Below are 21,810 nucleotides of genomic sequence, written 5' to 3'. Positions count from 1 at the left end.
GAACCGAGAGGCCGGCCGAGCCGAGTGTCCACCAGCTGCGCCTGTTCGTCGTGTTGAGCGAGGAGCTCCATTTCCGACGCGCCGCGGCCCGCCTGTTCATCACGCAGTCCGCGCTGAGCCAGCAGATCCGGGATGTCGAACGCCGCCTGGGGGTCGCGCTGTTCGAGCGGACGAGCCGTGCGGTCGTGCTCACCGCGGCCGGGCGGGCCCTGCTCCCCGAGGCCCGGGCGGCCGTCGACGCCGTGACCCGCGTGCGGCGGATCGCCGCGGCCCAGGCACGCCGGCTCTCGGGCCAGCTCGTGGTGGGAACCATCGGGGCCGAGGCCGCCATGCCGCACACCCGCGCCGTCCTGCGGACGCTGCTGGAGCGGCACCCCAGGGTGGCTGTGCAGGTGGTCAGCCTCAACTTCGCCGACCACCTGGCCGCTCTCGTCCGGCAGGAGGTCGACGTGATGTTCCTGCGGCCTCCCGTCCCGGACGGCATCGAGGTGCACCACCTGGCCACCGAGCCCCGCGTCGCCTGCCTTCCGGCCGGCGATCCGCTGGCCGCCCTGCCGAGCGTCAGCCTGGCGCAGTTCGCGGGCCGCCCCGTCGTCTCGGTGCCGGACGAGGTGCCGCGGGTGTGGTGGGACTTCTGGGCGGTGGACCCGCGCCCGGACGGCAGCGCCGTACGGTACGGACCGGTCGCCACCGACATGGAGTCGCTGCTGCACGCCGTGGCGGACGGAGAGGCCATGTGCTTCCTCCCTGCGGCCGCCCGCGACCTGTTCCCCCGCCCCGGCATCAGCTACGTGGACGTCACCGACCTCACCCCTTGCAGCGCGGCGCTGGCGTGGCTGGCCGAGCGACGCGGTGACCCCACCGTCGCCGCCGTGCGGGAGGCGGCACGGGCCGTGACCTGACGGAACGTCAAGTACCGTGTTCGCGAAGGCCCGAGCAGTCGGATACCCCCGGCGGGGACTCGGCGGACGCCTGGCTTGCCCCACCCCGCCTCGCCTTCCTCCGTGCCGCCCGTCCTACCGTGCGGTCCTGCGGCGCGGTCCCACCGTGCGAACGTCACCGAACGGCTCTCATCCAGCGAGGAGCACCAGGCTGTGCACGTCGAGATCGAACCGACCGTCCGTGACGCCGCCGCCCGCCTGGGGGGCGGCGTTCCCTACGCGCTGAAGGCCCTGGCGGGCCGGCTGGCCGACGAGCCCGACATGGGGCGTCCCTCCGGACTGCCCGGCATCCTCTCCGTGACGGTCGACGGCGACATGTTCGAGGACTGCCCCGATCTGTCCGTCGGCTACGTCCGCGAGCCCGACCGGCTCCGGATCCGCTTCCTGCGGCCGGTCCGCTCCCCCGGTTCCCCCACCGCCGCCGGCGTCGACACCGAGACCGGCCCGGACACCTCCGGCGAGGGACGTGAGCCCGGCCGCGCCTCGGTGCCGTCCGCCGATCCCGCCACGGCCGCGCTCACGGTGCGCCAGGTCGCCGACGCCTGGCACCGCATCACCGACCGGCTCCGGCACCACGCTCCCGCCTCCTACGCCGCCCTCCGGGCCGGGGCCTCCCCCGCCGCCCTCGCCGCGCTGGAGGCGGACCTCGATGTCCCCCTCCCCGTCGAACTGCGCGCGCTGTGGCTGCTGACCTGCGGCGACGACGGGGGCGGCGGCCCGGGATGCCTGCCCGGCAACCGCGTGCTCATGTCCCTGGACGCCGTGGCGGCCACCTACCGGCGGGAGAGGGACTTCCAGGCCCGCGAGGACGCCCGCGACGCCGGGCGGCCGGAGGACGAGCGGATCACGGTGTGGAAGGCGTCCCGGATCCCCGTGGTCGCCCTGGGTCCGTTCGACACCACGTCGGGCCTCTACCTGGACGCCGCGACGGGCCACCTGGGCCGCTGGTCCCGCTTCGGCGACGAGCACGAGGAGGAACTCGACACGCTGGTCACGTACTTGGAGGAGACCGCCGACATGCTCGAAGCGCCCGCCCTGGCCACCCGGGACAGGCCCGGCCTGATCGACGGGACGCTGGTGTGGCTCAGCGGCGTCGACCCCGCCCAGGAGGACCGGTGGCGGCCTCTCACCGGCTGACGCCGCGCACGACCCGCTCCCCGTCGGGGCGCCCGCTCACGGGGCGGTCGGCCGGTAGCTGACGACGACCGCCCGGCTGTCGCGGTCCGTGCTCCCCTCGTGGGAGAGCAGGGCGCCCGCCCCGAACAGGGTGTGGGTGCCGGGCGCCAGAGCCAGGCCCGACAGGGAGAGCCATTGCCGCTCGGAGGGCTTCACCTTCGTCTCCGTCCAGCCCTCGACCCCTGGCGGGGCGTCGATGCCCAGGTAGCGGCCGGCAGACGTGCGGCGCAACCAGGCGCCCAGGACCAGCCCTCCGGCGCCGTCGGACGCCAGCGGCTGCACCGCGGCGGAGTGCGCGGCCGCGGGCGGATGGGGGGCTCTCTGCCACCGGCGGCCGTCCCAGTGCAGGAAGAAGTGCTCGAACGGCGGGTCGGTCGCCGTCTCGTCCTCCGGCTCCCAGGTGTGCGATCCGAGCGCCCAGACGTCGTCCGCGGCCAGGGCGCGCACGTAGCCGAGCGTGCTGGTCTCCCCGGGCAGCACGCGGTCGCGGGCGAAGCGGTACTCGGGCAGCCGCGTCTGCCGCCAGCGGCGACCGTCGTAGTGCAGGGCGGCGACCTGGTTCGGGGGATCCGTCGTCAGACGCGTGCCCACGGCCCAGACGTCGTCCGGGGACGAGGCGTCGAGCGCGCCGACCCAGAGGGGCAGGCCGGTCCGCTTCCAGGTGCGGCCGTCCCAGCCCCACAGGGCGCCGTGGTCGTCGACGGCCCAGGCGCGGCGCGGGGACACCACGCGCAGCGTGGTGATCGGGAAGGGGACCGGTATCCGCCGCCAGCGCTCGCCGTCCCACCGCATCACCGGCAGGGGCGAAGGGCCGTCCGGCCCGTCGGCGCCGTCCGGGAGCGGCCGGTACCGCCGGTCCGCCGTCGCTTCGGTCGGCGGTAACGGGGCGGGGTCCTGGTGGTGGATCCACACGTCGTGCGGACCCGACGCCGCGGCCTGGAGTTGGGGGTCTCGGCGGAGCTCGGCAGGCGGCTGCACGGGGCTCCACCGGCCGCCGACGCGGTGCAGCAGCAGGCTGCGGTTGCGGTGGTCGGGCTTGCCGATGCTGCCGACGGCCCACGCTTCGTCGGCCGAGACGGCTGTCAGGCCGTTGAGTTCGGCATCCGGCTCGGGGCTGCGGTAGTCGATGTGCCAGGCGCCCGCGTTCCCCTTCGGCTTGTCCGGCCCGTCCGACGAGCCCGAGCCGCCCCGGTCGCAGCCCGCCACCGGCAGGGCGAGAGCCAGGGCCAGCAGCGCGGCCGCCGCCCGCGGCCCCGCCGGGGTCCGGCCGGTGCGACCCTTCGGGCAAGCCACGCGGCCGGCATCCCCGCGACGGCCGGGGACAGTTGAGCGGGGGCGACCCGCTCCCGGCCGTCCGGCGAGCGGTGCGGCGCGGCTGTGATGCCGGAGGGCACGCTCGAGTGCGCGGAGCGGTTCGGGCACGGGTCGCATGGGTCCCCCACGGCTGGTGGACTGGAGTGTCAGGGACCCTACCAAGGGGTGGGACGGGGGCTCCGCGCCTCGAAGAAGGGAGCGGGCCGACGCCGGGCCGGGGCTCCGGTGCGCGGGCCCGACGTCGGGATGCCCCCCGGGCGCGGGCCCGAACGGTCCTGGCCCGCGCCCGGCGAGGGACTCGACTCATCGGCGCATCAGCAACCGGGGAACGACGGTGATCGGCTGCTGCGCGACGCCTCACACGACGTCACCGGCGCCGTGGCCCGGTCACGGCGATCCGCCGCCGGTGTGAACGGCGGACGTCGTCCGTCGGTCGCGGTCCCCGTGCGGCGTCGGAGCCGCCGGGCCGGGGAGTCCGCCCGAGCCCGCTCCCGGATCCGGGAGCCCGGCAGGCCGCGGGGCGCTCTCGCCGAGGAAACCGCCCGACTGGTGCTGCCACAGCTTGGCGTAGGCGCCGTCCGCGACGAGCAGCTCGTCGTGCGTGCCCTGTTCGACGACGCGCCCGTGGTCGAGGACGACGAGACGGTCCATCCCGGCGACGGTGCTCAGGCGGTGGGCGACGACCAGGGCCGTACGGCCCTCCATGAGCCGCCACAGGGCGTCCTGGACGAGGAGCTCGCTCTCCGAGTCCAGCGCGCTGGTCGCCTCGTCGAGGAGCAGGATCGGGGCGTCCCGCAGGATGGCCCTGGCGAGGGCGACGCGCTGCCGCTGGCCGCCGGAGAGCTTCACCCCGCGCTCCCCCACCAGGGTGCCGAAACCGTCGGGGAGTTGGTCGGCGAACTCCGTGACGTGCGCGGCGGCCGCCGCGGCGTGGATCTCCTCGTCGGTGGCGCCGGGCCGGGCGAACGCGATGTTGTCGCGCAGACTGCGGTGGAACATGGCGGGTTCCTGCGGGACGTAGGCGATCAGCGAGCGCAGGTCGCTCTGGCGCAGTCGGCTGATGTCCTGACCGCCGATCAGGATGCGCCCGCCGTCGATGTCCGACATCCGCAGCAGGAGCCTGGTGAGCGTGGTCTTGCCGCCGCCCGATCGGCCGACCAGGCCGATCCTCGCCCCCGCCGGCACGTCGAGGTCGAGTCCCCGGAAGATCGGTTTCGCGCCCGCGTGGGCGAAGGTCACTGCCGCGAAGCGGATGCCGGTGTCCTGCGGCGCGAGCGGTTCGGGCTCGCTCGGGTCCAGCACCGTGGGCGGGTCCAGCAGCAGCTCGGTGAACTGGGCCGCCTCGGTCATCGAGCTTTCGAGCCGCCGGTAGATCTGGTTGAACTCGAACATGATCTGGGTCGCGTTGGAGTAGTAGGTGAAGGCGACGACGACCTCCTCCACCCCCAGGTCCGGGCCGCCGAAGACGATGGCGATCAGCAGCCCCAGCACGTTGGTCAGCACGGACATGGGGGCGATCAGGGTGTCGACGCGCAGGTTGCCGTAGTCCCAGGAGGTCAGCGTCAGGCGCCGGGAGTCCGCCACGCGGTCGCGGTGTTCGCGGGCCTCGCGGTCCTCGGCGGCGAACGCGCGGATGGTCTCCATGTTCGTGAGGCTGTCGGCGACATGGCCGGAGACCCGGGCGAACGCGGCCTCGCGGTCGTTGACGAGCCGCTGGCGACGACGGATCAGCGGCGTCGCCGCCACCACGGTCAGCGTGATCATCGTCAGCAGGCCGGCGACGAGCATCGGGGTGTAACTCCACAGCACCACGGCCCCGAACACGAGGGGGACGAGGCTGCCCACGATCCGGTACGTCACCGTGTCGACGAAGTCCTCGAAGCGCTTGCCGAAGCTGAGGACCCGTTTGGTCAGGGAACCGGCGAAGTTGTCGTGGAAGAACGCCGCGTCCTTCGCGAGGAGTTCGTCCATGCCGCTCACATAGAGGTGTTCCATGCCGAGGGCGTCCACGCGGTTCAGGCAGTGCTGTCCGACCCGCCACACGGCCTCGGCGAGCAGCAGCGTCACGCCGAACCCCAGGACGTACGGCAGCGCGTCGGCGACGGACAGGCCGTCCGTGCCGGCGGCCTGTCCCGCCAGTTTGGCGATGAGAAGAGGGGCGACGTAGCGGGTGCCGATGTTGCCCAGGGCCGGCAGCAGCAGCGCGGGCAGCGCCGGCCGTCGTAGTCGTAACAGTTCTCGGCCGTAGTGGCGCAGCGCCAGAAGCACCGCGCTCCTGCCCGGCGTCGGTCCTGAAGTCCGCGTCGTCCCCATCACACTCCCGGAAGTTGAGAAGTGGGAAGTGTCCCGTCCGGGAAGGCTCCCGGTCCACGCATTTACGGCGGACCGGCGATAATCGGACAACATCGCGCCCAAGGGGGACGGAGTGGACGTATCCACGGGCGGGCGGGGGCGCGCTCCGGTCTCAGTTGCCGGAGGCGGCCACCTCCGCGCCGAACCCGATGAGGACGACGCCCGTGACGCGGTCCGTGGCGCGCCGTACGGCCGGCCGGTCGAAGGAGGCCCGGGCCCTGCCCAGCACCAGAACGTAGCCGCCGGGAGCGTCAGGGCCGCGTGGACGAGGACCAGCAGCGCCATACCGGCGGGCGGGGCGGGCGCCCGGGAGGCCGCCGAGCGGCCGCGTCGGCCGTTCAGCAGGGCCTGTACGCCCAGGGAGCCGAGGTAGGCGGCGCCGGCGAGCCTGACCACCGTGTGGGCCGTGGCGGACGCCGCCAGGACGGCCGCCCCGATCACGGTGAGCACGTCCCACACGAGCACTCCCGCCGTGATGCCCCCGAGCACACCCGTGCGTCAGGAGGGCGAGCACACCCGTGGCCGCGAGGAGCTGACCGAACATGGGCCCGGTCCGGCGGCCGGGTCCGCCCGCCGTTCCCGTGGGTGGCGGGCCCGCGACGGGGGCCGCGCGTCGGCCTGCGAGCCGGGGCGGAGGCCGGCGGAGCGCGGCGGATAGACTCGGGCGACACGGCGGGAGGGGAACGCGTGAGCGACGCGGCCGAAGCGGCGTCCGGGAGCCACCCGCCGCGGTGGCAGCGGGACGCGTGGGACATCGAGCCCGACTCGATCAATCTCGCCCTGCTGTCCCTGAGCCCGCGGACCACGGGCATGATCATCAGGGAGGCCTTCTACGGCACCCGCCGGTTCGACGACTTCGAGCGCCACTGCGGCGTCAGCCCCAGCGTGCTGTCCGCCCGGCTGCGGGACCTCGTCGCGGACGGCATCCTGGAGAAGACGCGCTACCGCGCCCCCGGTGCGCGCGGACGCGACGAATACCGTCTCACCGACAAGGGCCGCAGTCTGGTGCCCGTCCTGGTCGCCCTGAACGACTGGGCCGAGCGCTGGATCGTCCCCGACGGCGCCTCCACGGTATCCCTGCTCCACCGCGACTGCGGCAGCGCGGTCCGCACGGTGGTGACCTGCGCCGGCGGGCACGAGATCACCGCTCCCGGGCAGATCGCGGCCGCCCCCGGCCCGGGGGCGCGACCCGCGTCCGGCTGACCGCGGAGCACGGAGAAGGCGGGGCAATGGATCACTCCGTCCCCCACTCCGGGTAACGTCAGGGTATGAGTCATCCGCACCCCGAACTGAAAGCCGCCCCTCCCCTTCCCGAAGGAGGGCTGCGAGTCATCGCCCTGGGCGGCCTGGGTGAGATCGGCCGCAACATGACCGTCTTCGAGCACGCCGGCAAACTGCTCATCGTCGACTGCGGTGTGCTGTTCCCCGAGGAGACCCAGCCCGGCGTGGACGTGATCCTGCCGGACTTCACCTCGATCCGGGACCGGCTGGACGACATCGTGGGCATCGTCCTCACCCATGGCCACGAAGACCACATCGGCGGCGTGCCGTACCTGCTGCGCGAGCGGCGCGACATCCCCGTCGTCGGGTCCAAGCTGACGCTGGCGTTCCTGGAGGCCAAGCTCAAGGAGCACGGCATCCGTCCGCGCGCCGTGCGCGTGCGCGAGGGCGACCGGCGCCGCTTCGGTCCCTTCGACTGCGAGTTCGTGGCGGTCAACCACTCCATCCCGGACAGCCTCGCGGTCGCGATCCGCACGAGCGCGGGCATGGTGCTGCACACCGGCGACTTCAAGATGGACCAGTTCCCGCTCGACGACCGCATCACCGATCTGCGCGCCTTCGCCCGCCTCGGCGAGGAGGGCGTGGACCTGTTCCTCACCGACTCCACCAACGCCGAGGTGCCCGGCTTCACCACCTCCGAGCGGGAGCTCAACCCGGCGATCGAGCAGGTGATGCGCACCGCCCCGCGCCGCGTCATCGTCTCCAGCTTCGCCAGCCACGTGCACCGCATCCAGCAGGTCCTGGACGCCGCCCACCAGCACGGCCGCAAGGTCGCCTTCGTCGGCCGGTCGATGGTCCGCAACATGGGCATCGCCCGTGACCTGGGCTATCTGAAGGTCCCGTCCGGTCTCGTCGTGAGCACCAAGGAACTGGAGAAGCTCCCCGACCACAAGATCACCCTGGTGTGCACCGGGTCCCAGGGCGAGCCGATGGCCGCGCTGTCGCGGATGGCCAACCGCGACCACGTCATCCGCATCGGCAAGGGCGACACCGTGCTGCTCGCCAGCTCCCTCATCCCCGGCAACGAGAACGCCATCTACCGGGTGATCAACGGGCTCACCCGGTGGGGCGCCCACGTGGTCCACAAGGGCAACGCCAAGGTGCACGTGTCCGGTCACGCCAGCGCCGGCGAGCTCGTCTACTGCTACAACATCGTCAAGCCCCGCAACGTCATGCCCGTGCACGGGGAGTGGCGCCATCTGCGGGCCAACGGAGACCTCGCCATCCGTACCGGCGTCGCCCCCGAGCGGGTCGTCATCGCCGAGGACGGCGTCGTCGTCGACCTCGTCGACGGGCGGGTGTCCATCACGGGCAAGGTTCCCGCGGGCAACGTCTACGTGGACGGCATGGAGGTCGGCGGCGCCACCGAGGCGTCCCTGAAGGACCGTCTCACGCTGGCCTCGGAGGGCGTGGTCACGGTCGTGGCGATCGTCGACGCGGACACCGGCGCCCTGGCGGAGGCCCCCGACTTCCTGGCCCGGGGCTTCGTCCACGACGACGCCACCTTCGAGCCGGTCGTCCCCGTCATCGAGAAGACCCTGGCCACCGCGGCCGAGGAGGGGGTCGGGGACGCGCGCCAGCTCGAACAGCTCGTCGCCCGCGCGGTGGCGAACTGGGCGTTCCGCACGTACCGCCGCAAGCCCCTCATCATCCCGGTCATCATCGACGCCTGAGACCCGGCCGCGCGTCGGCGGGCCCCCGGATCCGGTCACGGTTCCGGGGGCGACGTCTCTCACCGGACCGGGGGGCCGGGTCCGGATGCGCGGGCCCGGGCCCCCGGCGGGTCAGTTCGCCAGGCGCCAGCGCTGGTTCGCACCCCCCGAGCAGCTCCACACCTGGATCCTGGTTCCGTTGGCCGTGCCCTGACCGCTCGCGTCCAGGCAGCGTCCCGACTGCACGGCTGTGATCGTGCCGTCGGTCCCGACGGTCCACTGCTGGTCCGCCTGCCCGGTGCAGTCCCAGATCGCCGCCGGAGCGCCGTCGCCCGCCGACTGGCCGACGCCCAGGCACTTGTTGCCGTAGACGACGAGCTGCTTGGCGGCGGTGTAGGTCCAGCGCTGGTTGGCGCCGCCGTTGCAGTCCCAAAGCTGTGCCTGTGTGCCGTTGGCCGTGGTCGAGTTGTTGATGTCGAGGCAGCGTCCCGACGCCTGGCCGACGATCGTCTGGCCGCCGGTCGGGGGCGGCGGCTGCGAGGTCGAGCCGAACTGGCTGAAGAACTGCCACACCGCGCCGGACGTCCAGGTGCGCCAGCCGTCACCGGTGGAGCCGTCGATCGGTCCGGGGTCGTGGCCCGCTCCGTCGAACGCGGCCCAGACGACGGGGTATCCGGACCGGCATCCGGAGTAGGCGGTGATGATGTGCGTCAGGCTTCCGTTGGCCGGCTCCGGCGGGTTCTGCCGGGTGCAGCCGTTGGCCCGGACGAAGGTGTCGCGCAGTTCCCGTCCCGAGGAGATGGGCAGCACGTTGTCCCTGAGGCCGTGCAGCCCCATGTAGGCGATGGGCTGGGCGCCGCCGTTGCACCCGCTGAGGTTCGCGCCGGAGTAGACCGCGACCGCGCGGAAGACCGTCGCCCGGGAGCAGGCGAGGGCGTACGACATCGCGCCGCCGTAGCTGAAGCCGGCGGCGAACAGCTGGGTGGTGTCGACGCACAGGCCCGACTCGATCTGGTTGACGAGGGCGTCGACGAAGGCGACGTCCTGGCCGCCGGGGTTGGCCCAGCCGTTTCCGTTGCCCTGCGGGGCGACGAAGATCGTGCCGTTGTTCGCGCCGTCGGCCAGGCGCCGCAGGCCGTAGTAGGACCAGTTGTAGCCGTCCGTCCCGCCCGAGTCGACGTCGTTGGCGGTGCCACCCCGCCAGTGGAAGCCGAAGACCAGCCGGTAGGGGTGGTTGCTGTCGTAGCCGGCCGGGACCCGCAGGATGTAACTGCGGTTCTGGCCGCCGCTCTGAATCGTGTGGGCGCCGCTCGTCAGCGCCGGGGCCTTGCCGCAGCCGGCGCTCGCCGCGGCGGCGGTCTTCGCGGCGGCGGTCTTCGCGGCGGCGGTCTTCGCGGCCGCCGCGGGCGCGCCGAGGCCACTGCCGAACGAGGTGCCCGCGGCTGACAGGACGAGAAGTACCGCAGCCACGATGGACAGTAAGAACGGTTTGCGTTTCATACACTCCTTCTTCCGTGGTCGAGGAAAGGGCGAAAGGGCGGGGAGCGTCGGTCGAGACCGGCTCAGACGGCGGTGACGGTCCATGCGTTGTTGGTGCTGGAGTTCGGCGTCCACAGCACCGTGGTGGAGCCGGCGGTGGTGCTTCCGCTGCCGTCGAGGGCGGTGCCGGTGGCCCGATTGACGATCTGGTAGCTGTTGCCGCCGAGGCTGTTCAGCGACCACTGCTGGCTGTCGCCGCCGTTCCACGCCTGCTGACGGGCGGGAGCGCCGTTGGCGGAGTTGCCGTAACTGTCGGCGACCATGCCGTTGGTGCGGTTCACGATGCGGTGGTAGCCGTTGCCGAGGGCGATCAACTGCCACTGCAGGTTGGTGCTTCCGTCGTAGTTCCACTGCTTGAGGTTGGAGCCGGAGGCGACGTTGCCCCCGCTGTCGAGCACCAGCCCGCTGGTCGCGTTGGCGATCCTGACCCAGGTGGTGGAGCCGCCCGGCGCGCCCAGGACGGGTATCTCACCGGAGAAGGTGAGCTTGACCGTGTACGCCAGGGCGCTGAACGGCGGGTTGGACGAGGGCATGGTCAGGTGCAGGCCGGACGCGTCCTGGGTGGGTGCGGGCAGGTCGATGTAGGTGCCGGCGGTGTTGTTGAGCAGCTTGGCGCCCGTCAGGCTGCTGAGGTTGATCTGGTTCGAGTTCAGCGTGGTGATGGTCATGGCGCCGCCCTGCCAGCCCAGGGCGGTGGCGTAGAGCACCTTGTTGTCCGCACTGCGGGTGAACCGGACGTCCTGCGGTTTGCCGGCCACCGGCCCGCTGAACGAGCCTCCCCCCATCTTGGTGGGGCCCTCGCCGTAACTGGCCCAGGAGCGGGTGGAGTAGACCGCCTCTCCGAAGCGGCCGAGCCAGTCGCCCATGGCGAGCAGGATGGACTGCTGCCCGGAGGGGATGGCGCCGTCGGCCATCGGGGCGATGTTCAGCAGCATGCTGCCGCCCTTGCTGACCCGGTCGATCAGCGAGTGGAGCAACGCCTGTGTCGAGTAGTAGCCGATGCCCACCGTGTAGCACCAACTGGAGGAGGAGATGCTGTCGTCGGTCAGCCAGTACGGGGTGAGCAGCCCTGCCGGGCCGCCGCGTTCGAAGTCGAAGACCTCGCCCTTGTTGTTGAGACCGTCCTTGTAGGTCGCGACCACGTCCTTGTTCCACGCGACCGCCTGGTTGTAGTAGTGCGCGAGGAACTGGAGCCGGTAGGACTCCTGCACCAGGTTGAGGTCGAAGTCCTGCCAGACGAGATCGGGTCGGTAGCCGTCGACGACCTCGGTCAGCTTGTCGTACCAGAGCTTGTTCTCCGCGGCGGAGCCCTGCTGGCCGAAGAGGATGCGCAGGTTCGGGTCCGACTGGTTCGGCACATGGTCGTAGAAGCCGTTGAAGTGGTAGGCGTGGTGGAGGGAGGCCATGAACTTCAGCCCCTGCCCTCGGATGGCCTGCGACTGCAGCCCCACGAGGTCGAGTTTGGGGCCGCGCTGGACCGAGTTCCACGGGTTGGAGCGGCTGTTCCACAGGGAGAAGCCGTCGTGGTGCTCGGCGACCGGGCCGGCGAACCGCGCGCCCGCGGCCTTGAACAGCCGCGCCCAGGCGTCGGGGTCCCAGTTGCCGCCCTGGGAGGCGAGCTTCGGGGCGAACTGCACGAAGTTGCCGGCCTTGTCGCGGGCGCCGTCGACGAACTTGTTGTACGGCCATGCCGAGGGGTCGCCGTAGGTGGCGATGTGGTGCCGGTTCTCGGCCGAGCCGCCGATGTACATGTTGCGCGGATACCACTCGTTGCCGAACGCGGGAACGCTGAAGACGCCCCAGTGGTAGTAGATGCCGAACTTGGCGTCCTGGAACCAGGCCGGGGCCGGAGGGTGCTGGTCCACGGAGGACCAGCTCGCGGTGTAGCTGCTGGGGCCGTCGGTCGCGGCGGCCTCGGGGGCGAACCGCAACAGGCCTGCGGCCGTGGCCGCGCCGGCCGACGCCAGTAAGCGGCGCCGGCTGATCGGCAGGGAGGAGGGGGACATGGGGGTGCCTCTCGGAGGAGTCGAACGAGGGGTTGCCGCAGTCGTCGATCGTCAGCCCGTCACGGGATCAGTCGCGCCTCCACTTCTGGTTGCTGCCGCCGTTGCAGGTCGACAGCCGCAGCAGGGCACCGTTGGCCGTGCCGGGGGCGTCCAGGCACAGGCCGGACTGGACGCCGGTGATCGTGCCGTCCGCGTGGATCGTCCACTTCTGGTTGGCGCCGCCGTCGCAGCCCCAGATGTCCACCTTGGTGCCGGGCGTGGTGCCCTGGCCCGCGGCGTCCAGGCAGTCGCTGCCGTAGATCCGCAGCTCACCGGCCGCGTCGTCCGTCCACTGCTGGTTGCCGCCGCCGTTGCAGTCCCACAGCGCCACCTGGGTGCCGGCCGTCTGCGACTGGTTCGGGACGTCCACGCACCGGGCGGAGCCGACTCCGACGATCGGGCCGGTGGTGCCGCCGTCGTTGCCGCCGCTGCCGGGGGTGAGGGACAGGTTGTCGAACTGCGCCGTCTCGCCCTGGCTGGTCGCGTAGCCGACCTGTCCGCCGGCCCAGGTGCGGTCGTCGACGGAACCGACGGTGGCGCCGTCGATGACCGCGGTGATCGTGGAGCCGGAGAAGGTCAGGGCAAGGGCGTGCCACCGGTTGGTGCCCAGCGCCGCGGTCGTCCCACGGGCCAGGGTGGAGACGGTGCCGTTGGTGTTGGTGTCGAGGATCGACCAGGCCCCCGTGTCGCTCACCCGCAGGTGGTAGGCGTTCAGCCCGCCGGTGCGATCGTAGTCGTGGCCGCCCGCGCGGCCGATCAGCTCGGCGTACCCGGACTGTTCGAGCATCACGTCGGAGGAGACGGTGTAGTTGCTCCAGCCCACGTCACCGAGGAGGGCGTGCGGATCGGTCAGCGTGTCCCAGGTGATCGGTTTCTGCGGGCTCATCTGGCGCACGCACTTCCCGCTGCGTCCGGCTCCGCAGCCCACCGTCTCGAAGGCGCCCTGCCAGTCCATGAGGTACTCGGCCTCGGCGCCGGTGGCGTAGCCGTCGAAGGAGTCGCTGTAGGGCAGCTTCAGCGCGCCCCGGGCGGGGCCGGTGGCGGTGCCCTTGCCCTGGCCGGTCGTGGTCGTCAGGGTGTACAGGTGTCCGGGCTGCACGGTCAGGCTGAAGCCGCCGCCGGACGGGGTGATGTCCGTGGCGTGCACGAAGTGGTCGGCGGGGTTGCCGGAGGTGACGTCGGTCGACCAGACGTGGACGGTCTTGGTGGACAGCCCGCCGGTGACGCTGAAGTTCAGCGTCTGGGCGCTGCCGGCGTCCATCGTCTCGATGACCGTGGAGTAGTCGGAGTTGTTGGTGGACTTCAGCGAGACGTAGCTGCCGTTGTTCCGGTTGCCGCCGAGGTAGCCGCTGGAGGCGTCGAGGTAGTGCCACCCCGGGGCGGTGAACTGGCTGGTGTGCGCCATCACCCAGGTGTTCTTGCCGATGGAGTACGAGCGCGACCACGGCTGTGCGGCCAGCGCGAGCCCCATGGTGGGATACGGCAGGTTCGGGGTGAGCGCGGCGACCACCGGCCAGTTGAGGTAGGCGGTCATCCGACCGTCGATGTACCCGCGGTTGATGCCGCGGGCCATGGCCTGCGCTCCCCCGTTGTAGTCGTCCGAGCCGTTCTCGCTCGCCCACAGCGGCTTGCCGGACGAGGTGGCGGCCGACGGCACCGAGCAGGAGGACTGGGAGGACCGGTAGCCGCAGGGGTAGTGCGTGCCGATGGCGCTCACGGCGGCGGCGAACGCCTGGTTGGAGTTGACGTCGTTCGCCACGGTCCAGTCGGAGTCGGCCGCGACGATCTTGACGTTGCCGTAGCCGTTGGCGTTGAGCGCGCCGCGCAGCTGCACGTACCAGGAGACGTTGTAGCCCCGCTCGTTCCATCCGCCGAGATAGTCGATGGCCAACCCGTGCTGTTTGGCGCAGCCCAGCCATGAGAGCAGGTAGTTGGTCATGTCGTTGGACCAGAAGGTGCCGCCGCCGATCCAGCCGGGCGCGCCCCAGGCCAGCCCGTACAGCTTGATGTCCGGGTTGCGCGCCTTGGCCTGCCCCATCAGCCACCATTCGTAGCCCCGGTTGCAGTTGAGGTCGGACCGGGTGTGCTGGTGACTCGGTTCGGCGCCCGAGGTGGAGTTGGTGTCACCGCCGATCTCCGCCTTGAGGATCTGCAGGGACGCGCCGTAGCCCGGCCGGAACAGGTAGTCGAGGACCTGGCCGCGCTGGGGCTCGGGGTAGTCGATCAGGAGTCTGCTGTTGCCTCCCCCGCCGCTGATCGCGCCGACCCCGTCGAAGGTCCGGCCGCCGGACGCGCCGTTGATCGTGACGGAGGTGGCGGCCTGGGCCGGCGCCGCGGCCGTGGCCACGATGCCGCCGGCGATCAGGAGGAGACCCGCGAGCACGACCGCCCAGGCGCGCAGGCGCCGCAACGACCGGTTGAATGCTGACACGGTGGGTTCCTTTCACAGGTCGTGGACGTCCCGTGGCCGACGGGGTGGTCCGGCCGGGAGACGCGATGGCTGTGCTGCTCGTGGTGGCGGCCGTGGGGCCACGGTTCAGCGCAGGATGAAGTCCTGGTTCGTGCCGGGCGTGTTCTTGCACGGCCACTGGTCCAGTTGCTGTCCCGGGTCGGCGCCCGCGCCGTAGACGTCCAGGCACAGGCCGCTGTTCTGGTTGTGGAACGCGTAGGAGCCGTCGGACTGCCGCACCGGCAGCCAGAGTCTGTCGGCCGACGCACCCGGGGCCTGCTGGACGATGTCCGGGGTGCCCGCCGTCGTGGACCCACCGGCCACCGCCACGTCCAGGCCGGAGTTCTGGGCCCGCAGTTCGCCGTAGCCGCCCGAGGCGGGCACGAACCGGAACTGCTGGTTGCTGCGACCGTTGCAGGTCCACTGGTCGATCACCGCGCCCGCGTTGCCGGAGCCGCCGGCGACGTCCACGCACAGACCGTCGTGGGCGGCCACGAGTTGGTGGTAACCGTCCGGGAAGCCGCCGCCGGACGCGGCAGGCGCCAGATGGACGGCGAACGCGTCGTGCGCGCTCCGGAACGTGATCGGCACGGTGATCGAGCCGCCCGAGACGCTCACGTTCTGGTCGTACACCGTCTGCGGGGCGCCGAGCGGGGCCTGGTCCGGGATGCGGTGCACGGTGACGTGCACACCGCCGGAGCTTGCCAGCCAGGGAACGGACGCCAGCCCGCCGAAGGTCACGGACGCGTCGCCGGTGTATCCGTTCGCGTCGCCGACGATCGCCACCGCGCGCTTGTTCGCGGCGTCCTCGGAGGCCGAGATCGCCGTCGAACCCACCTGGCCGGAGGTGTCCACGAGGGTGCCGGTCATGTCGGCGTAGTCCCGAAGCGCCCACCAGGTGCCGGTCGGCTGCCAGCTCCCCCCGCTCCGGGTCAGGGCTCCGGTCAGGTTCGGGACGACACAGCACACCCAGTTGCCGCGCATCGCGTTGGTGTACCCGGACTGCGCGAACCGTGCCAGATACCAGGCCGTCACCCCGGCGGACTGCCGGTCGGCGGGCTGGTACTCGTTCGAGGACAGGGGCAGCGGACCGATGCCCGCCGCGGTCAGGGCGCTGTTCAGGCTCTGCGCGACGGTGACCGGGTCGTCGACGTCGCCCTCGTTGTGGTTGGCGATCATGTCCGGCACGGTCCCGGCCGTCTTCACGTGCGCGAGCCAGGTCCGCCACTCACCCGGGTTGCCCTGCGGGGTGAACGCGAGCGACGGCCCGACGATCTGCGCGCCGGGGGCGATGCGCCGGATCTCCCGGTAGGCGGTGTCCCACATCTGGAAGTACTGGGCGCTGTTCACACCCCGGGTCCAGAACGCGGAGATGTCCGGCTCGTTCCAGATGTCGTAGGCGAACGTGAGCCCCGACGCCTGCAAGGCTCCCACGGTGGAGTCGATGAAGGCGGTCCAGTTCGCGCAGTCGCCGTTGTCGCAGGGGTACCTCGTGTTCGACGGCTGGCCGCCGTTCGCGCCGTAGATGTCGCTGACCAGCACCTGGTACTGCGCGTGGTAGGGCGGCCGGGTGAGCCGCTTCGCCTGGGAGATGATCGAGCCGACGTCGGCCCGGGTGGCCGAGCCGTACTGGTAGCCGTCCTTGATCCAGCCGCCGGAGAACCATCCGCCGCCGCGGAACGCGTTGATCCCCAGCGGCTGGATGAACTGGTCCGCGGGCAGGCTGCCGTCCTCGTTGATGCCGTAGAGGAACCCCTCCCCCACGCCGGTCGACGGCCCGCGGGTCGACGCGAGGTTCACGCTGAGCGACCTGCCCGGAGCGGCCTGGTGCCTGCCCGGAGCGGCCTGGCTCGTGGCCGTCGACAGCAGCGGCAGCAGCAGGGCCAGGACGACGACCGCCATCAGGGCAGGACGCCCGGCCCCGCGCCCGACGGAGACGGTTCGCGCGGGCGGCGCGGTCGGGGTGCGGGGGCGGCTCATCCCAGCGTCCACTGCTGGCTGCGGGCGCCGTCGCAGGTCGCCAGCTCGGCGAGGGCTCCGTCGGCGGTGGAGGCTCCGGCCACGTTCAGGCACAGGCCGGACTGGACGCCGGTGACCGTGCCGTCGGTGTGGAGCGTCCACTGCTGGTTGGTCTGGCCGTTGCACGGCCAGATCGCCACCTTCGTGCCGGGGCTGGTCCCGTTGCCGTAGGCGTCCAGGCACATCTGATCGCCTCCGGAGTAGACGGTGAACCGGCCGGACGTGGAGTGCGTCCAGGTCTGGTTGGCCCCGCCGTGGCAGCTCCAGATCACCGTCTGCGTGCCGGCGGTCCTGCTGGAGTTCGGGACGTCCAGGCACTTGCCCGCGCCGACCGCGTGCAGCGCGCCGGTCACGTCGGAGCCCCCTCCGCCGGTGCCGCCGGCGACCCGGTACATCACCGTGCCGTGGGCCGGGACGGAGGCGCTGATCGTGCCGGAGGTGGTCGAGGACGCGCCCGACCACAGGTCCGTGAGGGTGTAGGCGGAGGCCCCGGTCTTCCCGATCGCGGCCGCGCTGGTGGTGATGGTCGCCGTCGAGCCCGTCTCGTTGAACAGCGCCACCGAGACGTCCCCGCCCGCCAGCGGCTTGGCCAGCACGTCCAGACCGCCCGAGGAGGAGACCATGGCGCCCTGCCTGCCCAGCGGATCCTGGTCGACGGCGATCACCCGGGAGTTGGTCAGCGTGGACAGGGTGTTCGGGCTCGCCGAGGGGATGTTGGTGCCGGCGATGAGCGGCGCGGCCATCTCCGCCCACAGACTGAACTCGCTGCGGCTCTCGGTGGCCGTCATCGAGCCGTTGCCGACCTCCAGCATGTCCGGGTCGTTCCAGTGGCCGGGTCCGGCGTAGGAGGCCAGCCCCACGTTGCTGTGGAAGATCGACAGCATGCTGGAGAAGGTGGGGCTGATGTCGCCGGTGGTGCGCCAGCTGTTGCCGACGTCCGCGCCCCAGGTCCACACGTTGTCCTGGCCCCAGTTGCACAGGCTGTACAGGATCGGTCGGCCGGTGGCCGCGAGGGCGTCGCGCATCGCGGTGTACCGGGTCCGCGCGGGCGCCCCCGTGTTGTTGCAGTTGTCGTACTTCAGGTAGTCCACGCCCCACGAGGCGAAGGACTGCGCGTCCGTGGTCTCGTGGCCCAGGCTGCCCGGGTATCCGGCACAGGTCGCGGTGCCCGCGTCCTCGTAGATCCCCAGTTTCAGGCCCAGAGAGTGCACGTAGTCCGCGGTGCCCTTGATGCCGTCGGGGAACTTGGCCGGGTCCGCGACGAGACGGCCGCCGGAATCGCGGTTGTGGGTCATCCAGCAGTCGTCGATGTTGACGTACTGGTATCCCGCCGCCTGCATGCCGTTGGTGTGCATCGCCTGCGCGGTGGACTTGATCAGGGATTCGGAGACGTTGCAGCCGTACGCGTTCCAGTCGTTGAAGCCCATCTGCGGGGTCTGCGCGAGCCCGTTGCCCGGTGCGGCGGCGGACTGCGCGGGAGCGGGTCGCGCGGCGGCGGACTGCGCTGTGACGGGCTGCGCGGCGGCGGGCTGCGCGGCGCCGAGGGCGAGGAGGGGGGCGGCCACGGCGGGCAGCGCGACCGAGACGGCGACCGCCAGGGCCCTGCGCAGGGAGGGCGGCGACGGCGGGAGCGTCCGGGGACGCTCGGCTCGCGCACGGGTCATGGGCATGGGCATGGGCATGGGCATGGGCATGGGTCATCGACTCCTGAGCCGGGTTGGGGGGGAAGGAAGCTCAGCGGTAGCCGGCCGCGGTGACGTTCGCCTGCACCGCGTCGTCGGTCGCGTCGGAGGGGTAGCCGGCGACGATCGCGCCCTCGTAGAAGGTGCCGGCGCTCAGGTTGGCGCCGCCGCCGGGCTTGCAGCAGTCGCCGCCGCTCCCGAGGACGATGGCTCCCTGCTTCTTCATGGGGCTGTAGCCGCCGGGGAGCGCGCCGTCCCAGAGGGTGGTCAGGCCGCCGGACTGGGCGTCGCCGCCCTTGAGGGCGAATCTCGACGTCCCGTTGTTCTTCAGCATGGCGGTGACGAACTTGCCCGGGAAGGCCCGCTGCCTGGTGTTCCAGGACTGGCTGCCGCCGGAGTACAGGCCCCATTCGAGATCGGCCTGCACCCAGGGGCCGCTGCCCGCGCAGCCGCCGAACCAGCACTCGGTGCCGAAGTTGATCGCGTCCATCGCCCCGGCGGCGTCGGCCTTCCGGCTCGTCTCGCTGTTGCCGTAGTCGAAGCAGCAGCCGCCGTTGACGTGGGCGCCGCTGGTCACCATGTACGCGCCCTCGGGCGCGGCGCCGGTCGGCACGCCCGTCAGGTGTCCGTCGCGCCAGTAGCTGTTGCCGGGGTTGATGTACAGCGAGTAAGCCTTGGCGCCCCCGGCGGTCAGCGACTCGGATGTGGCCTTCGCGGGGCTGCTCCGGTCCGATCCCGGGACCTGGGACGATCCCTGGTACCACAGGTCGTTGCCGTGTCCGGACTGGTCGCGGACGGCCGTGATCACGCACGAGGCGCCCGCGCAGAACGCGTCCTGCGCCGCCGCGTCGGCGATCCCCCCGGGGGACAGCACGCCGATGTCCCGGGTCATGTTGTCCGAGGAGCGCCTGACCTGGTACAGCGGGCCCCGGTACGAGCCGAACAGCGCCCGGACCGTGCTGTGTGCGGCCACGCAGGGCGTACCGCCGGCGGCATAGAGGTCGCACGGGCGCGCCGCGCCGGGCGGGGGCGGAGTCGTCGGTGTGGTCCACTTCTGGTTGGCGCGGCCGGTGCAGGTCCACAGGACGACCGCCGTGCCGTTGGCGGTGGCCGCTCCGCTGACGTCCAGGCAGAATCCGGAGCGCACCGCGGTGACGGTCCCGTCGCCGTTCATCCGCCACACCTGGGTCGCCCGCCCGTCGCAGGACCGGATGACCGCCGGGGCGCCGGGAGCCGTCCGGTCGTCGTAGGCGTCCACGCAGCGGGTGCCGCTCATCGTCCGCAGCTCACCCGCCGAGGTGAGGGCGAACGCCTGGTTGGCCTGGCCGTTGCAGTCCCAGACGTCCAGCGTCGTGCCCTGTGTGTCGACGTTGCCCCTGACGTCCAGGCACCGTCCTGACGCCGAGCTCGTCAGGGGGGCCGCGGCGGCCGGCGCCGACCACGTCGGGGCCGTCTCCAGCAGCACGAGCAGCAGTGCCAGCACGCACACGGCGGCCGCCGTCGGGCGTGGTCCACGGGCCCTGATCCGGAAGGGAGCGGTTGAAGGCTGCATTTCTGTTCCTCGAACAATCGGGGAAGGGGACAGAGAGTGCTGTGCCTGTCGGTGCGGGAAGCGCGCGGGAGGCCGCTTCGTCCGCCGGCGGCCGGATCCGCCGGCGGGTCCGAGAACGCTCACGCGGAGCGCTCAGACATCCCATGTCCTAAGTGATCCCACGCACCCGACGCCCTGTCAATACACCCGTCACACCGCGCCAGAACGGATCCATCCTATGTTTCACCAGGTCGGTTCGTGGCGAATGGCATGCCGACTTCCCGCGCCCGCGACGGCTGCCGTCGCGGGCGCGGGAAGTCGGCCCCGCCGGGATCAGGTGACCGGAAGAGCGGTCCACTGCTGGTTGGCGGCGCCGTTGCAGTCCCACAGGACGAGTTGCGTGCCGTCCGCGGTGGACGCCCCGGGGTCGTCGAGGCAACGGCCGGAGACCGGGTTGCGGTAGCCGCCGTTGACGGACTGCCAGCGCTGGTTGGCGCCCGCTCCGCAGTCCCAGATCTGGATCCTCGTGCCGTTGGCGGTGCCCAGACCGGCGGCGTCGAGGCACTTGCCGAGGGCCCGCAGGGTGCCGTCGGACCGCGCGGACCACTGCTGCCCCGCGGAGCCGTTGCAGGTCGAGATGACCACGGCGGTCCCGCTCGCGCTGTTGCCGCCGTTGACGTCGAGGCACTTCCCCGCGATCCCGGAGCGCACCTGTCCGCCCGCGGAGGCCGGCGGCTTGATCCAGCCCGCCGCGTCCGCGGCTTGGACGCCGGCGCGGAAGGCGTCCGCCATCTTGCGGAATCCGTTGTCGTTGGGGTGCAGGGCGTCGGACAGGTCGGCGGCGGTCAGCGCGCTCATGTCCACCAGTCGCACGTGCTTGCCGGCGGCCTGCTCGGCCTGGACGATCCCGGGCAGCTTCGCGTTGAACCCGGGCCGGTGGGTCTCCTCGGTGCCGCTCGTGGAGACGATGACGGTGCCCACGAGGACGGTCACGTCGGGGATGTCGCGGGTGATCTGGTCGATGAGCGAACGCAGCCGGTCGGGGGCGGTCGCGACCTGGTAGTTGCCGTTGAGGTCGTTGGTGCCGATCTCGAGGGTGACCACGTTCGGGCGGTGGCGGGCCAGCACGGAGTCCGCGATGCCGGCGATCTGGTCGATGCGCCATCCGGAGTGGCCCTCGTTGTCCGGGTCGGACATGGTGCCGTTGCGGCCCGAGCCGACGAAGTCGAGGGCGTGCCCGTCGGCCGACAGCAGGCTCCCGAGGAAGCCCCGGTAGCTGTTGCCGGACGGGCTTCCGACGCCCCAGGTGATCGAGTCGCCCAACGGCATCAGCCGCAGCGCGGCCGGCGCGGCGGCGGTCGAGGGGGCGGCGGGCGCCGTGGCCGCGGTGCGCACGCCGGAGGGCGGCGGCGAGCCGCCGGCGCCGGCGGCCGCGGGCAGTGCCCCGCCGACACCGAGAACGGTCGTCAACGCGGCGACCAGGAGTGCCGGACGCGTCTTCCTCAGCTGCATGGGGGTTCCTCACCGGTGGGGGACAGTGGGCACGCCGGACGACCCGTGAGCCGGGTGGGCCGGCCACGGGCCGGAGTCGTTCAGGAGGTTCGCGGGGGAGACGGTGCTCCCGGCCTGACAGGCTGTCAAGGGCGCTGACGCCTTGGCGGTGAACGTTGTCGCGGAATCGGTTCGACGGCTGATTCCAGCGGTCGGTGTCCGGTTCGACCGCTCGGACGACTCCTCCGCGGAGACGGGCGGACGGCGGTGCCCCGTCCCCCGGCGCCGGGCACGACCGGTCGTGCCGCCCACGGGAGTGCGTGCCCGCGCGTGCGGGG

General features: G+C 72.1%; 13 protein-coding genes. 4 read left to right on the top strand and 9 right to left on the bottom strand.

Annotation, left to right across the window (positions count from 1 at the left end):
- The first annotated feature begins 35 nt into the window (after window positions 1-35).
- Both KMS84_RS20500 and KMS84_RS20495 read left to right on the top strand, forming a co-directional pair.
- Window positions 36-902 (top strand): LysR family transcriptional regulator, encoded by an 867-nt coding sequence (locus KMS84_RS20500; RefSeq protein ID WP_256917808.1) that lies wholly within the window; start codon window positions 36-38, stop codon window positions 900-902.
- Between the two features lie 192 nt (window positions 903-1,094).
- Entirely contained in the window at window positions 1,095-2,078 is a 984-nt protein-coding gene (locus tag KMS84_RS20495; protein ID WP_256917799.1) for an SMI1/KNR4 family protein, read from the top strand.
- Between the two features lie 36 nt (window positions 2,079-2,114).
- Here the strand turns inward: KMS84_RS20495 and KMS84_RS20490 are convergent, their stop codons facing one another.
- Together KMS84_RS20490 and KMS84_RS20485 are read right to left on the bottom strand one after the other, a co-directional pair.
- Window positions 2,115-3,410 (bottom strand): hypothetical protein, encoded by a 1,296-nt coding sequence (locus tag KMS84_RS20490; protein WP_256917798.1) that lies wholly within the window; start codon window positions 3,408-3,410, stop codon window positions 2,115-2,117.
- 408 nt (window positions 3,411-3,818) lie between these two features.
- Entirely contained in the window at window positions 3,819-5,744 is a 1,926-nt protein-coding gene (locus tag KMS84_RS20485) for an ABC transporter ATP-binding protein (protein ID WP_256917797.1), read from the bottom strand.
- 726 nt (window positions 5,745-6,470) lie between these two features.
- Between KMS84_RS20485 and KMS84_RS20475 the strand changes: the two genes are divergently transcribed.
- Window positions 6,471-6,986 (top strand): winged helix-turn-helix transcriptional regulator, encoded by a 516-nt coding sequence (locus KMS84_RS20475; protein ID WP_256917796.1) that lies wholly within the window; start codon window positions 6,471-6,473, stop codon window positions 6,984-6,986.
- A 65-nt stretch (window positions 6,987-7,051) separates the two neighbouring features.
- Window positions 7,052-8,737, top strand: coding sequence for a ribonuclease J (locus KMS84_RS20470; RefSeq protein WP_256917795.1), 1,686 nt, complete (start codon window positions 7,052-7,054; stop codon window positions 8,735-8,737).
- Window positions 8,738-8,848: 111 nt separating this feature from the next.
- On the opposite strand, the gene KMS84_RS20465 is transcribed toward KMS84_RS20470, so the two are convergent.
- The 7 genes from KMS84_RS20465 to KMS84_RS20435 form a co-directional block, all read right to left on the bottom strand.
- Window positions 8,849-10,195, bottom strand: a complete 1,347-nt coding sequence (locus tag KMS84_RS20465) for a ricin-type beta-trefoil lectin domain protein (protein ID WP_256917807.1) — start codon at window positions 10,193-10,195, stop codon at window positions 8,849-8,851.
- Between the two features lie 83 nt (window positions 10,196-10,278).
- A complete protein-coding gene (locus KMS84_RS20460) occupies window positions 10,279-12,261 on the bottom strand; it encodes an alpha-L-fucosidase (RefSeq protein WP_256917794.1) in 1,983 nt (660 codons plus the stop codon).
- 67 nt (window positions 12,262-12,328) lie between these two features.
- Window positions 12,329-14,731, bottom strand: coding sequence for a ricin-type beta-trefoil lectin domain protein (locus tag KMS84_RS20455; protein WP_256917793.1), 2,403 nt, complete (start codon window positions 14,729-14,731; stop codon window positions 12,329-12,331).
- A 105-nt stretch (window positions 14,732-14,836) separates the two neighbouring features.
- The gene (locus KMS84_RS20450; RefSeq protein WP_256917792.1) at window positions 14,837-16,651 is read right to left on the bottom strand and encodes an RICIN domain-containing protein; all 1,815 of its coding nucleotides are present in this window, start codon (window positions 16,649-16,651) and stop codon (window positions 14,837-14,839) included.
- Window positions 16,652-16,725: 74 nt separating this feature from the next.
- Entirely contained in the window at window positions 16,726-18,432 is a 1,707-nt protein-coding gene (locus tag KMS84_RS20445; protein ID WP_438818963.1) for a glycoside hydrolase family 27 protein, read from the bottom strand.
- 70 nt (window positions 18,433-18,502) lie between these two features.
- Window positions 18,503-19,930: an arabinofuranosidase catalytic domain-containing protein gene (locus KMS84_RS20440; RefSeq protein ID WP_256917805.1), complete on the bottom strand. Its 1,428-nt coding sequence runs from the start codon at window positions 19,928-19,930 to the stop codon at window positions 18,503-18,505.
- Between the two features lie 384 nt (window positions 19,931-20,314).
- A complete protein-coding gene (locus KMS84_RS20435; RefSeq protein ID WP_256917791.1) occupies window positions 20,315-21,493 on the bottom strand; it encodes a ricin-type beta-trefoil lectin domain protein in 1,179 nt (392 codons plus the stop codon).
- Window positions 21,494-21,810: the final 317 nt, after the last annotated feature.

Source organism: Streptomyces hilarionis, assembly GCF_024539675.1.
Lineage (GTDB): Bacteria > Actinomycetota > Actinomycetes > Streptomycetales > Streptomycetaceae > Streptomyces > Streptomyces hilarionis.
This window is presented reverse-complemented; position numbering and strand designations above follow the sequence as displayed.

What these genes read in the sequence shown, in the direction of transcription:
- KMS84_RS20485 (WP_256917797.1), bottom strand. Translation starts at nt 5,744, where the DNA reads ATGGGGACGACGCGGACTTCAGGACCGACGCCGGGCAGGAGCGCGGTG.
- KMS84_RS20470 (WP_256917795.1), top strand. Translation starts at nt 7,052, where the DNA reads ATGAGTCATCCGCACCCCGAACTGAAAGCCGCCCCTCCCCTTCCCGAA.
- KMS84_RS20460 (WP_256917794.1), bottom strand. Translation starts at nt 12,261, where the DNA reads ATGTCCCCCTCCTCCCTGCCGATCAGCCGGCGCCGCTTACTGGCGTCG.
- KMS84_RS20450 (WP_256917792.1), bottom strand. Translation starts at nt 16,651, where the DNA reads ATGGCGGTCGTCGTCCTGGCCCTGCTGCTGCCGCTGCTGTCGACGGCC.
- KMS84_RS20445 (WP_438818963.1), bottom strand. Translation starts at nt 18,432, where the DNA reads ATGACCCGTGCGCGAGCCGAGCGTCCCCGGACGCTCCCGCCGTCGCCG.
- KMS84_RS20435 (WP_256917791.1), bottom strand. Translation starts at nt 21,493, where the DNA reads ATGCAGCTGAGGAAGACGCGTCCGGCACTCCTGGTCGCCGCGTTGACG.